This window comes from Rhizobium oryzicola, from assembly GCF_030504645.1.
GTDB lineage: Bacteria > Pseudomonadota > Alphaproteobacteria > Rhizobiales > Rhizobiaceae > Neorhizobium > Neorhizobium oryzicola.
Genome location: NZ_JAUKWQ010000001.1, coordinates 853,791 through 865,520 on the forward strand (window position 1 = coordinate 853,791; position 11,730 = coordinate 865,520).

14 protein-coding genes are annotated in these 11,730 nt (G+C 60.9%); 5 read left to right on the forward strand and 9 right to left on the reverse strand.

The genetic code is table 11. The features are described from left to right. Positions 1-20 precede the first annotated feature (20 nt). Entirely contained in the window at positions 21-1,061 is a 1,041-nt protein-coding gene (gene xylF / locus Q2T52_RS04095; protein WP_302075390.1) for a D-xylose ABC transporter substrate-binding protein, read from the reverse strand. Positions 1,062-1,251: 190 nt separating this feature from the next. Here xylF and Q2T52_RS04100 point away from each other — a divergent pair, with 190 nt between their 5' ends. The 3 genes from Q2T52_RS04100 to Q2T52_RS04110 all read left to right on the forward strand — a co-directional run bounded on the left by Q2T52_RS04100 (position 1,252) and on the right by Q2T52_RS04110 (position 4,225). Further along, positions 1,252-2,499, forward strand: coding sequence for an ROK family protein (locus Q2T52_RS04100; RefSeq protein WP_436799484.1), 1,248 nt, complete (start codon positions 1,252-1,254; stop codon positions 2,497-2,499). A gap of 72 nt (positions 2,500-2,571) precedes the next feature. Next, the gene (locus Q2T52_RS04105; protein WP_302075391.1) at positions 2,572-3,234 is read left to right on the forward strand and encodes a TetR/AcrR family transcriptional regulator; all 663 of its coding nucleotides are present in this window, start codon (positions 2,572-2,574) and stop codon (positions 3,232-3,234) included. Between the two features lie 52 nt (positions 3,235-3,286). Next, positions 3,287-4,225, forward strand: coding sequence for an alpha/beta fold hydrolase (locus tag Q2T52_RS04110; RefSeq protein WP_302075392.1), 939 nt, complete (start codon positions 3,287-3,289; stop codon positions 4,223-4,225). 21 nt (positions 4,226-4,246) lie between these two features. Here Q2T52_RS04110 and Q2T52_RS04115 read toward each other — a convergent pair whose 3' ends face one another. Genes Q2T52_RS04115 through Q2T52_RS04125 form a run of 3 tightly spaced genes read right to left on the reverse strand, consistent with a single transcriptional unit; the run spans position 4,247 to position 5,603 of the window. Next, the gene (locus Q2T52_RS04115) at positions 4,247-4,411 is read right to left on the reverse strand and encodes a hypothetical protein (RefSeq protein ID WP_302075393.1); all 165 of its coding nucleotides are present in this window, start codon (positions 4,409-4,411) and stop codon (positions 4,247-4,249) included. Continuing rightward, positions 4,411-4,665, reverse strand: a complete 255-nt coding sequence (locus tag Q2T52_RS04120) for an exodeoxyribonuclease VII small subunit (protein ID WP_302075394.1) — start codon at positions 4,663-4,665, stop codon at positions 4,411-4,413. Before Q2T52_RS04120 ends, Q2T52_RS04115 begins: the two co-directional genes overlap by 1 nt. Positions 4,666-4,667: 2 nt before the next feature. Then, positions 4,668-5,603, reverse strand: coding sequence for a histone deacetylase family protein (locus Q2T52_RS04125; RefSeq protein ID WP_302075395.1), 936 nt, complete (start codon positions 5,601-5,603; stop codon positions 4,668-4,670). Positions 5,604-5,754: 151 nt separating this feature from the next. Here Q2T52_RS04125 and Q2T52_RS04130 point away from each other — a divergent pair, with 151 nt between their 5' ends. Then, positions 5,755-6,156 carry an acyl-CoA thioesterase gene (locus tag Q2T52_RS04130; RefSeq protein WP_302075396.1) on the forward strand — a complete coding sequence of 134 codons (402 nt, stop codon included), beginning with the start codon at positions 5,755-5,757 and terminating at the stop codon, positions 6,154-6,156. Here the strand turns inward: Q2T52_RS04130 and Q2T52_RS04135 are convergent, their stop codons facing one another. The 3 genes from Q2T52_RS04135 to Q2T52_RS04145 are packed head-to-tail and all read right to left on the reverse strand — an operon-like array spanning position 6,157 to position 8,028. Continuing rightward, positions 6,157-6,720, reverse strand: a complete 564-nt coding sequence (locus tag Q2T52_RS04135; RefSeq protein WP_302075397.1) for a biotin transporter BioY — start codon at positions 6,718-6,720, stop codon at positions 6,157-6,159. Between the two features lie 34 nt (positions 6,721-6,754). Beyond that, positions 6,755-7,354: a CbiQ family ECF transporter T component gene (locus Q2T52_RS04140; RefSeq protein WP_302075398.1), complete on the reverse strand. Its 600-nt coding sequence runs from the start codon at positions 7,352-7,354 to the stop codon at positions 6,755-6,757. Beyond that, positions 7,351-8,028, reverse strand: a complete 678-nt coding sequence (locus Q2T52_RS04145) for an energy-coupling factor ABC transporter ATP-binding protein (RefSeq protein ID WP_302075399.1) — start codon at positions 8,026-8,028, stop codon at positions 7,351-7,353. The genes Q2T52_RS04140 and Q2T52_RS04145 overlap by 4 nt, the downstream gene beginning before the upstream one ends. A 166-nt stretch (positions 8,029-8,194) precedes the next feature. Here Q2T52_RS04145 and Q2T52_RS04150 point away from each other — a divergent pair, with 166 nt between their 5' ends. Continuing rightward, positions 8,195-9,382 carry a winged helix-turn-helix domain-containing protein gene (locus Q2T52_RS04150; protein WP_302075400.1) on the forward strand — a complete coding sequence of 396 codons (1,188 nt, stop codon included), beginning with the start codon at positions 8,195-8,197 and terminating at the stop codon, positions 9,380-9,382. Between the two features lie 9 nt (positions 9,383-9,391). Here Q2T52_RS04150 and ribB read toward each other — a convergent pair whose 3' ends face one another. Continuing rightward, positions 9,392-10,495 (reverse strand): 3,4-dihydroxy-2-butanone-4-phosphate synthase, encoded by a 1,104-nt coding sequence (gene ribB, locus Q2T52_RS04155; RefSeq protein WP_302075401.1) that lies wholly within the window; start codon positions 10,493-10,495, stop codon positions 9,392-9,394. A 24-nt stretch (positions 10,496-10,519) separates the two neighbouring features. Further along, positions 10,520-11,617 carry a chorismate synthase gene (aroC, locus tag Q2T52_RS04160; RefSeq protein ID WP_302075402.1) on the reverse strand — a complete coding sequence of 366 codons (1,098 nt, stop codon included), beginning with the start codon at positions 11,615-11,617 and terminating at the stop codon, positions 10,520-10,522. Positions 11,618-11,730: the final 113 nt, after the last annotated feature.

The following is an 11,730-nucleotide window of genomic DNA, read 5'->3' on the forward strand; positions in this document are numbered from 1 at the left end:
TGCCGATAATCAGTCGGTGCTTAGCTGCACACCTTCACGGAACCAGCCTTCACGCCCTGGCAAAGCTCCTTCTTGGAGATCCAGCCAGCGTCGAGAACGAGGTTCAGGTTGTCCTTGGTGATGGCGATCGGCGTCAGGAACACGGAGTTCATTTCAACGCCCTTGGAGCCGCCCTTGAACTTCACAGTGCCCGGCAGAGCTTCCATCTTGGTGCCCTTGGCGAGCGCCACGGCCACTTCACCGGCCTTCTTGCCAAGCTCGCGGCTGTCCTTCCAGACGGAAACCGTCTGCGTGCCAAGCGCGATGCGGTTCAGAGCGGCTTTGTCGCCGTCCTGGCCGGAAACAGGGACGGAGCCTGCCATGCCCTGGGCTTCGAGGGCTGCAACAACACCGCCTGCCATGCCGTCATTCGAGGAGACGACTGCGTCGACCTTGTTGTTGTTCTTGGTCAGGAACTGCTCCATATTCTTCTGAGCAATTTCCGGCTTCCAGCCATCCGTGTAGGACTCGCCGACATTCTTCACTTTGCCGGACGCGATGGCTTCCTTCAGCACTTCCTGCTGGCCGGAGAAGACGAAATCGGCGTTCGGGTCGGTGGAGCCGCCCTTGATGAACACGTAATTGCCCTGCGGCTTGACCTTGAAGACTTCCTTGGCCTGCAGGCGACCAACTTCCTTGTTGTCGAAGGTAATGTAGTAGGTCTTCGGGTTTTCGATCAGGCGGTCATAGCCGATGACCGGGATGCCTTCAGCGGTGGCCTTGTCGATGGCCGGGCCGATAGCGGACGAATCCTGTGCCAGAACGATCAGCGCGTTGGCACCCTGCGAGATCAGGCTTTCGATGTCGGTCAACTGCTTGGCAGCAGAGGTCTGCGCGTCAGCGGAGATGTACTTGGCGCCAGCGGCTTCGAGAGCCTTCTTGATGGCTGCTTCGTCCGTCTTCCAACGCTCTTCCTGGAAGTTGGACCAGGAAACGCCGACGACGAGATCCTTTGCGTGAGCCGGAACATGTACGGACGCGATGACGGCAGCAGCTGCCATCAGCTTCAAAACTGATTTCATTGTAAACCTCCCGAGTGATGGCAGGTGGCGCGGACCTCCTCGTCCACTCCCCCTCCTGCCGGAAAAACCGTCGACGAACCCCCGATCCCCACCAGAGAGATTGTTTTTCTCGACAGTCGAGAAAATAACTGGCAGATGATGTGCAAGCTGTCAACAGGGCTTTGCAAGCACAACCAAACAGAGAAACAGCGTGAGTGACGTTCTTTCCTTCCGCTCTTCGGATGGACCGGGTTTTGGTCATGCCAAACCGGGGACGGAACAGCTGCGCCGTCAGAACCTGATCTTGGTTCTCTCGGCTTTACGACAATCAGGCCCTTTGTCGCATACAGATATTTCCGCTGCGACGGGCCTCGCCTCTGCCACGGTGACGGCGGTCACCGCCGATCTGGAAAGGGTGGGCGCCATTGAGCGCATGGAGCAGACAGCAACCGGGGGTAGGGGGCGCCCGCGTGTGCTGTTTGCGAGACGGCGTACCTTTGCCCATGCGGCCATCGTGCAGATATCCTCTGATGTGGTGCAATACGGGCTGGCGGATTATTGCGGCCGGTTGATCGACCGCATTTCCAGCCGTCGCGACCTGGCCGCCGGCTCTGCCGAAAATCTGCTACAGGATATTTCCTTTGCGGTTGCGCGGCTGCTGCAACGATCGAAATTGTCGGCCGGCGATCTTGGTGCCCTGTCCATCAGCAGCAAGGGCATTATCGATTCGCACGGTTCGCGGCTGGTTTGGTCGGCGGTGCTGGAAAATCGGCAGGTGGACTTCAACCAGCTGCTCAACGATTTTCCTTCCGCGGATCTCTTCGTCAGCAATGAGACCCTGCTGGTGGCGCATGCGCTTGCCAAACGCAGCTTTCTGCCCTCCGACGGCGCCACCCAGAGCCTGATCGCGCTTTCGCTTGGCCACAGTATCGGGCTTGGCATTGCGCGGATGGAAGGGGGCGCGCTCAGCGTCAGCGCTCCAAATTTCGGCCACATGCTGAATGCGCCGGAGGACAAGCTCTGCCGCTGTGGGTCACGCGGCTGCGTGGAAGCATCAGCCGGATTTTACGCCATCCTGCGCACTGCCTTCCAGGTGCCGCCGATGACGATCCCGGCGAAATTCGTGCCCTTGCCGGAAATGGAAAAATTGGCGATCTCGGCCAGGCAGGGCAATCGCATGGCGCAATATGCCTTCCGTCAGGCGGGGCTTGCGCTGGGGCAGGGGCTTTCGCGCGTGCTGAGCCTCAATGAGACCATGCCCGTGGTGCTGACCGGGCTCGGCACACGCTTCTACGACCTGATGACGGCGGGCATGGAGGAGGGTTTGCGGCAATCGCTGCATATCCGTTTGAACGGCCTGCCGCAGATCACTATCGGCGAGGATGAGACGGAGCTTGCATTCGATGGCCATCTCGATCGCACGTTGGCGGCGATCGACCAGCGTGCGGCGATGCGTTGAATGTAGCCATTGTGCATGGTCACGGGCAATCCTGGAAGTCCATCAGCGCCAAAATTGTCGCTTGAATAGGAAATGAACGTTCTCTATAAGCGCGTTATGACCAAGCAGACAGATGCCGTAACAGCCGGTCGGCCCCGCGAATTTGATACCCATGAGGCGCTCGCCAACGCGATCACCCAGTTCAGCGCGCATGGCTATCACGGAACCTCCATTGCAGACCTCAACAAGGCGCTGGGGCTCACAACCGGCAGCATCTATAAGGCTTGGGGCGACAAGCACGGCCTCTTGATGGCGGCACTTGATCGCTACATCGAAACGCGATTGCAGGTGCTGCAGCAGGCGGTTGGCTCTGCCTCGACAGCCCTGGAAAAAATAACGGCGGCTCTCCGGCTTTATGCGGAAAGCAGCAGCGGCAGGAGTGGCGAAATCGGTTGCCTGGTGGTCGAGATGGCCATGGAGCTGTGGCAGAGCGATGCTCAGGTGGCGGCGCGGTTGGCAAAGCATGAAGAGAATCGTCGTGCCCAGTTCATCCGCTGGCTGCGCGAGGGCCAGGAAGATGGGTCGCTTCGCAATACCGGCGATGTCGAGGCAACTGCCGACCTCCTGCTGGCGCTCACGCAAGGGATGCGCGTGCTCGGCAAATCGGCTGCGCCGCTCGAGCGGATGCAGGCGATGGCGGACCAGACGGTCGCCATGCTGGCATCGGGCGCGAAAGACGAAAAGCGCCCGGCCTGATCATTTTTTTTGTTTAAATAGGAAACGTATATTTCCAAATAGGAGAGTAGACATGCCAAATCCTGATCATCCCCGTCACGTCGGACAGGAGTTCCTCACGCGCTCGGATTTCTGGGGCGTATTTCAACACGCCAACGTCCAGATCAATGGCGTCAATCTGCATTACGTCGAGGGTGGGGAAGGGGCGCCGGTGCTGCTGATCCCGGGCTGGCCGCAGAGTTGGTACGCGTGGCGCTACGTTATGGCGGATCTCGTCAAGGCCGGGCGAAGGGTCATCGCGATCGATCCGCGCGGCATGGGCGACAGCGACGCACCGCTGGATGGTTATGATCTGACGACGGTTGCGGCGGAAATCCATGCCTTCGTCCGCGCTCTGGGATTGATCGACAAGGGGCCAATCGATGTCGCCGGCCATGATGTCGGCGCCTGGATCGGTTATGCCTATGCATCCGATTGGGCCGAGGATATCCGCCGGATCGCGCTGATGGATGCCCTTGTTCCGGGGCTGTCCTCCCCCCGGACCGACCTGCCACCGGAAGAAATTGCGCTGCGCAGCTGGCACTTCGCCTTCAATCGGTTGAACGACCTGCCGGAAATCCTGATTGCTGGGCGCGAGGAGGTTTTTCTCACCTGGCTGTTTCGTGCCAAGGCGATGAATGCCTCCGCGATTGCTGCAGAGGATATCGCGCTTTATGCCCGCCAGCTGTCGGGCCCGGGCATGCTGCGGGCGGCGGGAAGCTATTATCGCGCGGCGTTTTCGACGCAAGCGCTGGCGGTCAATCGCAAGCGGGCGGAAACCAAGCTGGAAATGCCGGTACTGGCGCTAGGTGCCGAACGTGGTGTCGGCGATATGATGCTTAAGACATTTCAAGGGCTCGCCACGCATGTGGAGGGTGGCACGATCAACGGTGCGGGTCACTATCTGCCGGAAGAGGCAGGCCCTCGCATTGCGCGCGAACTTCTATCATTCTTTGAGACGAAGTCGGTGTGACTGTCGCGAGCGAGGCGGGCGTCAGCCCGTCTCGCCCGGCGTGAAGCCGATCATGTAGATCCCCGCCACCACGAGGGCGACGGCGAAGATGGTAAGCACAAAGGTGAACATGCCCGTGCGGGCCTTGGGACCGGTATCGTTTTGCATGCCGCAATAACGGCAAAGACGGATTTCGGTTCCAGCCATTACTCGCCGTCGAGAGGCTCGACGCCTTGCGGCTTGCCGCTGCGGTCGATACGGATCTTCTCGATACGGTTTTCGGCAGCGCTCAGCAGTTTTTCGCAGTGCTTTTTCAAGGCTTCGCCGCGCTCGTAGATGGCGATGGATTCATCCAGCGCCACATCGCCGCGTTCCAGTCGCGCCACGATGCTTTCCAGCTCGGCCACCGCCTTCTCGAAGGTGTAGCCGCTGACATCGTTGATTTGCGCGTTCTCGGACATGTTCAGCCTTTCATCAGTCTGCAGATATGGAGCCCTGCGGATTCCGCGAGCCCCTCCAGATCATAGCCGCCCTCCAGCAGGCTGACGACCCGGTTGTTGGCGTATTTCCCAGCAATTTCCATCAGTCGCCCGGTCGCCCAGTCGAAATCGTCGCCGACAAGGTTTATCTGCGCCAGCGGATCGCGGTGATGGGCATCAAAGCCGGCGGAGATCAACAGGAAATCGGGCCGGAAATTATGAAGCGCCGGCAGCACTCGCGAGGAAAACGCCTCGCGGAAATGATCCCCCGCATCATTGGGAGAGAGCGGTGCGTTGACGATATTGTTGTGGCTGCCCGTCTCGCTCTTCTCGCCTGTCCAGGGATAGAGCGGCATCTGATGGGTCGAGCAGAACAGCACGGACGGATCATCCCAGAAGATATCCTGCGTGCCATTGCCGTGATGCACGTCCCAGTCCACAATCGCGACGCGCTCCACGCCATAGGTCTTCTGCGCATGGCGTGCGGCAATCGCCACGTTGTTGAACAGGCAGAAGCCCATCGCCTTTGTCTTTTCGGCGTGATGGCCGGGCGGGCGCGATGCCACGAACACATTGTCGGCCTTGCCGGTAAAGACATCGTCCACGGCAGCCATTGCGCCGCCGATGCCGGTCAGCGCTGCCTGCAGGCTCTTCTGGCTGACATGCGTATCCGCCTCGATCTGGCGGATCAGGTCTTCCTCTTCCGGGATCTCGCGCATGACAGAGAAGAGATGGCTTTCCGGATGCGCCAGCGTCACCGCATCCTCATTGGCCTGCGGCGCTTCCACGCGCTCCAGTTGCGAAAAATTCGGATGCTCCAGCGCAATTGCCAGCGATCGCAGGCGGTCCGCCCGTTCCGGGTGGCCTTGCGGTGTGTTGTGTTCGAGGAAGATCTTGTTCTCGTAGAGTCGGGTCGTCATTCGGGCCGGGCTCCTGCGCCGCGAAGTCGGGGCTTGCTATGGTCGAAATGGCCCAGATTGCAGCCTTTTTCAAGACGGGCGGGACCTTTTGTATCTTGTAGAGAACCGGTAATTCCCGTTTAGTCACAGCGCTTTCAAGGGGGTCGGCAGTTTGGCGAAAAGCGCGAAAGATGGGGATGACGATTTCACGGTGCCGTTTCGGGATATCGATCTCAACGGCGAGATGCACCGCGCCGCCTACATCATTCATGCCGAAGATGCCTTGGCTCGCTTCTGGCTCCGCCGGGGCTCGGTTGCTGGCGATCCGGCGTTTCGCGTTTCCAAGGTCGGCTGTACCATCCATAGCCCGCTGAAGCTTGGGCAGGTGGTGAACAGGGATGTGCGGGTCAGCAAGATCGGCGGGCGCAGCGCGGGCTTTTCCGTGCTGTTCACGGTTGGCGATCATCTGGCTGCGGAGGCGGAGATCGTCTGGACATCGATCAGCCCGGACAGCGGTGACACGGTGCCGCTGTCCGAGGAATTGCGCGACTGGCTTTACCAGTATCTAGACTGATCAGGCACGCTGCGGCAGCAGCGGATAGCCCACCATCACGGCGCGGCCTGCAAGGGCTGCGATGCCTGCCTTCAGGATGTCACCCGGAATGAAGATCAGCGATCCCAGGAAGGCCTTTGAAAGGCCGATGCCGGTGAAGAAGGCGACCCATGTAATGCCAAGTGCATAAAGCACGACGATGCCGCCAATGACCGAAGCGATGAAGAAATAGACGATCTGCGTCAGCCCGGTCTGTTCGGGAGTGATCAGGCGCTCGGCGAGGTAGCCGGTTACGGCTGCGGCGAAGGCCCAACCGATCAGGTAGCCGGTGGTGGGTGCCATGAACACCCCGATGCCGCCGCGTCCTCCGGCCAGGATCGGCATGCCGATGGCGGCAATCAGCATCACCAGCAGGGTGGCCATGACGCCGCGCTTGGCGCCCAGCACGGCACCGGCCAGCATCACTCCCAGCGACTGGGCCGTGACGGGAACAGGAATGAAACCCAGGGAGATGGCCGGAACGATGCCCAGAAGGATGATGATGGCCGCAAACAGCGCCGCAAGCACGATATCTTTTGTCGCCATCTAAAAATCCTTCCGGATGAAATGTTGCGCCGTTTTAGCGGCGCACCCCGCGAGCGTCAATCGCAGCGGCAATTTCGTCGGCGTCCCGAAGCGTCAGGATGATCAGCGGCACCAGCAGCGACAGTGTTTTCGGCCGAATGCCGCGCGCGGTATGGGCATCGCGCAGAACCTCGTAGCGTTCAGCAACCTCCGGCACAAAGCGGATCACCAGCCCGATGGCCAAGCCGATATCGGCTGCCCGCAGTAGCCCCAGCCGTTCCAGCGGTGTAGCCGCTGCCGTGATCTCGTCCATCACGTCGGAAATCGCCGTCGTTGCGGTCACGGCGGTGGAGACCAGGAGCAGCAACGTCAGGCGCAGAAGGGAGATGATGCCGGTTTCCACCGTCTGCAACAGCATGGTGAGCCCGCACAGGATGGAAATCGTGACGGCAAGGGGAACAAGTCGCCGCAAAAGATCCTTGAGACCGAGCCGCGTGGAAAGCAGCAGGAGGGCGCTCGCCACCAGGAGCCCGATCAGCAGAGGAATTGACGTCACCAGAAATGTCAGGATGCCAGCAAGCAGCAGGCCGACCAGCTTCGAGCGAGCCGACGCGCGGTGGAGAATGCTGTCCCCCTCGGCATAGAGCGTCTTCATGCAGCCAGGGCCTCGTATTGGGCAATCACGTCCGCGGGCACGCCATCGCCCACAAGCCGCCCCTGGTCAAACAGCAGAACCCGGTCAAAGCCGTCGAGCAGCCCCAGGTCGTGGGTGATGACGATCAACTGCTGTGGCAGGGACGTAATCGTCTGGAGCACGCGGTTGCGGTTTCTGAGGTCCAGCTGGTTGGTTGGCTCGTCGAGGATCAGCAGGCGCGGTTCGGTGACCAGAATGGCGGCCAGCGCCGCCAGCTGCAACTCGCCGCCGGACAGTTCATGCGCGCGGCGTCCGCCAAGCTCGCCGATCGAAAGCCGCTCCAGCATCGCCTGCACACGAAACTCGATTTCGCCCTTGGGAAGACGGCTGTTCTTCAGGCCAAGCGCGATATCGTCGCGCACGATCGGCAGGATGATCTGGTTCTGCGGGTTCTGGAAGATGTAGCCCACCTGCCGCCGCACGGCGTCCGGCTCGGCCGTCACATCCAATCCGTCCACGAGGATGCGACCTTTGGAAGGCCGGACCAGTCCGTTGATCAGCCGCGCGAAGGTGGTCTTGCCGGAACCGTTCAGGCCGATGATGCCGATGCGGCGTTCGGTCAGATCAAGCCTGACAGGAAGAAGCACCGTTCGTCCGGCAAATCGGACTTCTGCATCTTCGAAGCGAATGTCCACTCCGTCCCCTCCGTGGCCGGACATTTCCGACCGTCATCAATCACGAATGGTCTCATTAGCCGCTAAGTCGGTGCGGGGGAATTGAAAACGAAACGTGAACATTGCAAACTTCGTGCATCGGGCCCGCTGGACGGTCCGGGATGATTCGCGCGGATGGGGTGGAAGAATGACAGTCTTGGTCGACAACCCGCAGGCGCGGCACATATTTCTGGAACGACAGGGGCTTTCCCGTACGCCGAATGTGAAACTCGGGCGGCAGGGCCTTCTCGAACTGGTCCATGATCTGGGCTTCGTCCAGGTGGACAGCATCCAGACGGTGGAGCGGGCGCATCACCAGATCCTGTTCTCCCGCAACCAGACCTACCGGCGGGAGGATCTCGCGCATCTTCTGGAGAAGGAACGCTCGCTCTTCGAACACTGGACGCACGATGCGTCCATCATCCCGTCGGCCTTCTTCCCCTATTGGAAACACCGTTTTGCCCGGCGCGAGCCTGTCATCATGGAGCGCTGGCGACGCTGGCATGGCGAGGGTTTCGACCAGGCCTTCGAGGAGACGCATCAGCGTATTCGCGATCATGGTCCGGTGATGGCCCGCGACGTGAAGGCGGAGGATCACAAATCCGGCGGCTGGTGGAACTGGCATCCCTCCAAAACCGCGCTGGAATTTCTCTGGCATACCGGAAAGCTTGCCATTGCACGGCGGGAGAACTTTCAAAAGGTCTATGATCTCTCCGAGCGGGTCATTCCGCCGGAGCATTATGCGGCAGAGGTGAGCCACGAGGCGTTCATCGACTGGGCCTGCCGGGCGGCTTTGACCCGACTTGGCTTTGCCACCCACGGCGAAATTGCCGCCTTCTTCGATCTTGTCATACCGGAAGAGGCGAAGGAATGGGTCAGCCGTCACCGGGATGAGTTGGAAGAGGTCGTGCTGGAGACGGTGGACGGCAAGCCGCGCCCGTCCTTCATGCTGGCGCAATCCATGGCGGAATTGCTGCAACCGCCGGAGCCGCCGCAGCGTGTGCGGGTCTTAAGCCCCTTCGATCCTCTGATCCGCGATCGCACTCGCACCGAGCGCCTGTTCGGCTTCAATTACCGCATCGAGGTTTTCGTGCCGGAGGCGAAGCGGCAATATGGCTATTACGTCTTCCCCCTTCTGGAAGGGGACCGCTTCATCGGTCGCATCGACATGAAGGCGGACCGCAAGGCCGGATTGCTGGATGTGCGCAAACTATGGCTGGAGCCGGGCGTGAAGGCCTCCAGCGGGCGCATGGATCGCATCGCAGCCGAACTCGACCGGCTGGCGCGCTTCACCGGGGTGGAGCGCGTCAATTGTGCGGATGGGTGGCTCGGCTGAGGCTGCCGCTCAGACGATCTCGGTCGTGCTGATGCGGATGCCGAAGCCTTCAAGTCCCACATAGTGGCGTGCGCGAGAGGTGAGCAAGTGAATGGAGGAGACGCCGAGGTCCTTGAGAATCTGGGCGCCAAGCCCGATTTCCAGCCACTCGCTTTCGCGTGTCTGCGCCTGCTCATGATGCTCGGCACCGGCCATGCGGGCGCGGCGGATGTTTTCGCGCTGGCCGACGCCGACGGAACCCTCGCGCAGATAGATGATGACGCCGCGCTTCAGCTGGCTGATCTTTTCCATGTAGCGCGTGACGGAGCGGTCATCGCCAAACACATCGCGTGTCACGTTTTCCAGGTGGAGGCGCACGGGGATATCCTCGCCGTCGCGGATATCCCCGAAGATGACGGCCACATGCTGCATCGGATCCCAGGGCAGGGAATAGGCATGCGCCTTGGCCTTGCCGTAAGGTGTCTCGATCTCGAAGCTCGACTGCAGCTCGATCAGCGTTTCCTTGCGCTGGCGATAGGCAATGAGATCGGCGACCGATAGCTGCACCAGCTTGTGCTTCTCGGCAAATTCCGCCACCTGCGGCCCCCGCATCACGGTGCCGTCGTCATTGACCAGCTCGGAGATGACACCGATCTGCGGCAGGCCGGCGAGCTTGCACAGGTCGACGGCTGCTTCCGTATGGCCGGAGCGCATCAGGACACCGCCCTCACGAGAGACGAGCGGGAAGATGTGGCCCGGACGCACAAAATCGGAGGGGCCGGCATTGGGATTGGCAAGATTGCGAACGGTCAGCGTGCGATCGTCGGCAGAAATTCCGGTCGTCGTGCCATGCTTGAAATCGACGCTGACGGTAAACGCCGTGGTATGGGCGCTGTCGTTTTCAGCCACCATGGCATTCAGATTGAGCCGCTTGGCCTCCTCGCGCGGCATGGGCGCACAGACGATGCCTGACGTGTGACGCACGATGAAGGCCATTTTTTCCGCCGTGCAATGAACGGCGGCAACAATCAGGTCGCCTTCGTTTTCGCGGTCATCGTCATCGGTCACGACAACGATTTCACCAGCCTCAAAGGCCCTGATGGCATCGACAACGCGCTTCTGGTCGAACGGCATGGAAGTGATCCTATCTGGTTTGGCCTATCGGGTCCGACCCGTCTGGCCGCGGTCTCGCAGGAAGTGATCGGCAAGGGCGCAAGCGACCATGGCTTCGCCAATGGGGGCAGCGCGGATGCCGACGCAAGGGTCGTGACGGCCCTTGGTGCGCACATCCACATTGTTACCATCGGCGTCGATCGATTGACGCTCGGTCAGGATGGACGAAGTCGGCTTCACGGCAAAACGCGCCACGATCGGCTGGCCGGTGGAAATGCCCCCCAGCACGCCGCCGGCATGGTTGGACAGGAACAGCGGGTGCCCGTCATTGCCCATGCGCATTTCGTCGGCGTTTTCCTCGCCGCTCAGCTCTGCCGAGGCGAAACCTTCACCGATCTCGACGCCCTTGACCGCGTTGATCGACATCAGTAGCGAGGCGATATCCTGGTCCAGCTTGCCATAGATCGGTGCGCCAAGGCCTGCCGGCACATTTTCCGCGACCACTTCGATGACGGCGCCGATCGAGGAGCCGGCCTTGCGGATCGTGTCGAGATAATCTTCCCAGACGGGAACCATCGCCGCATCCGGGCAGAAGAAGGGATTGTTGTCCACTTGCCCCCAATCCCAGTTGTCGCGGTTGATCTTGTGCTTGCCGATCTGGGTCAGGGCAGCGCGGATGGTCACATCAGGCAGAACCTTGCGGGCCAGCGCACCGGCGGCCACGCGGGCTGCGGTTTCACGGGCCGAAGAGCGACCGCCGCCGCGGTAGTCGCGGATGCCGTATTTGGCGTCATAGGCGAAATCCGCATGGCCGGGCCGATACCGACGGGCAATCTCGCCATAGTCCTTGGACCGCTGGTCGGTGTTTTCGATCAGCATGGAAACGGGCGTGCCTGTTGTGATCATCGTCTCGCCGTCCTCGTCCAGCATCACGCCGGAGAGAACCTTGACGATATCATCCTCGCGCCGCTGGGTGACGAAGCGCGACTGGCCGGGCTTGCGCTTATCCATGTAGGACTGGATTTCTTCCAACCGGAAACGGATGCCGGGAGGGCAGCCATCCACCACGCAACCAAGTGCGGGGCCATGGCTTTCTCCCCAGGTGGTGACACGAAAGAGATGGCCGAAACTGTTATGCGACATAGATCCTGACCGAAGAGCGGCCGGGGCCGCGATGGTTAAAGGGCGGCCTTGTCATAGTGGAAAAGGGGAAGGGGAGGGAAGCCCTTTTTATAAGCGCGCGTGAAACGCACCGT

What these genes read in the sequence shown, in the direction of transcription:
- Q2T52_RS04110 (WP_302075392.1), top strand. Translation starts at nt 3,287, where the DNA reads ATGCCAAATCCTGATCATCCCCGTCACGTCGGACAGGAGTTCCTCACG.
- Q2T52_RS04115 (WP_302075393.1), bottom strand. Translation starts at nt 4,411, where the DNA reads ATGGCTGGAACCGAAATCCGTCTTTGCCGTTATTGCGGCATGCAAAAC.
- Q2T52_RS04150 (WP_302075400.1), top strand. Translation starts at nt 8,195, where the DNA reads ATGACAGTCTTGGTCGACAACCCGCAGGCGCGGCACATATTTCTGGAA.
- aroC (WP_302075402.1), bottom strand. Translation starts at nt 11,617, where the DNA reads ATGTCGCATAACAGTTTCGGCCATCTCTTTCGTGTCACCACCTGGGGA.
- Q2T52_RS04125 (WP_302075395.1), bottom strand. Translation starts at nt 5,603, where the DNA reads ATGACGACCCGACTCTACGAGAACAAGATCTTCCTCGAACACAACACA.
- xylF (WP_302075390.1), bottom strand. Translation starts at nt 1,061, where the DNA reads ATGAAATCAGTTTTGAAGCTGATGGCAGCTGCTGCCGTCATCGCGTCC.
- Q2T52_RS04105 (WP_302075391.1), top strand. Translation starts at nt 2,572, where the DNA reads ATGAACGTTCTCTATAAGCGCGTTATGACCAAGCAGACAGATGCCGTA.
- Q2T52_RS04140 (WP_302075398.1), bottom strand. Translation starts at nt 7,354, where the DNA reads ATGAAGACGCTCTATGCCGAGGGGGACAGCATTCTCCACCGCGCGTCG.
- Q2T52_RS04120 (WP_302075394.1), bottom strand. Translation starts at nt 4,665, where the DNA reads ATGTCCGAGAACGCGCAAATCAACGATGTCAGCGGCTACACCTTCGAG.
- ribB (WP_302075401.1), bottom strand. Translation starts at nt 10,495, where the DNA reads ATGCCGTTCGACCAGAAGCGCGTTGTCGATGCCATCAGGGCCTTTGAG.
- Q2T52_RS04135 (WP_302075397.1), bottom strand. Translation starts at nt 6,720, where the DNA reads ATGGCGACAAAAGATATCGTGCTTGCGGCGCTGTTTGCGGCCATCATC.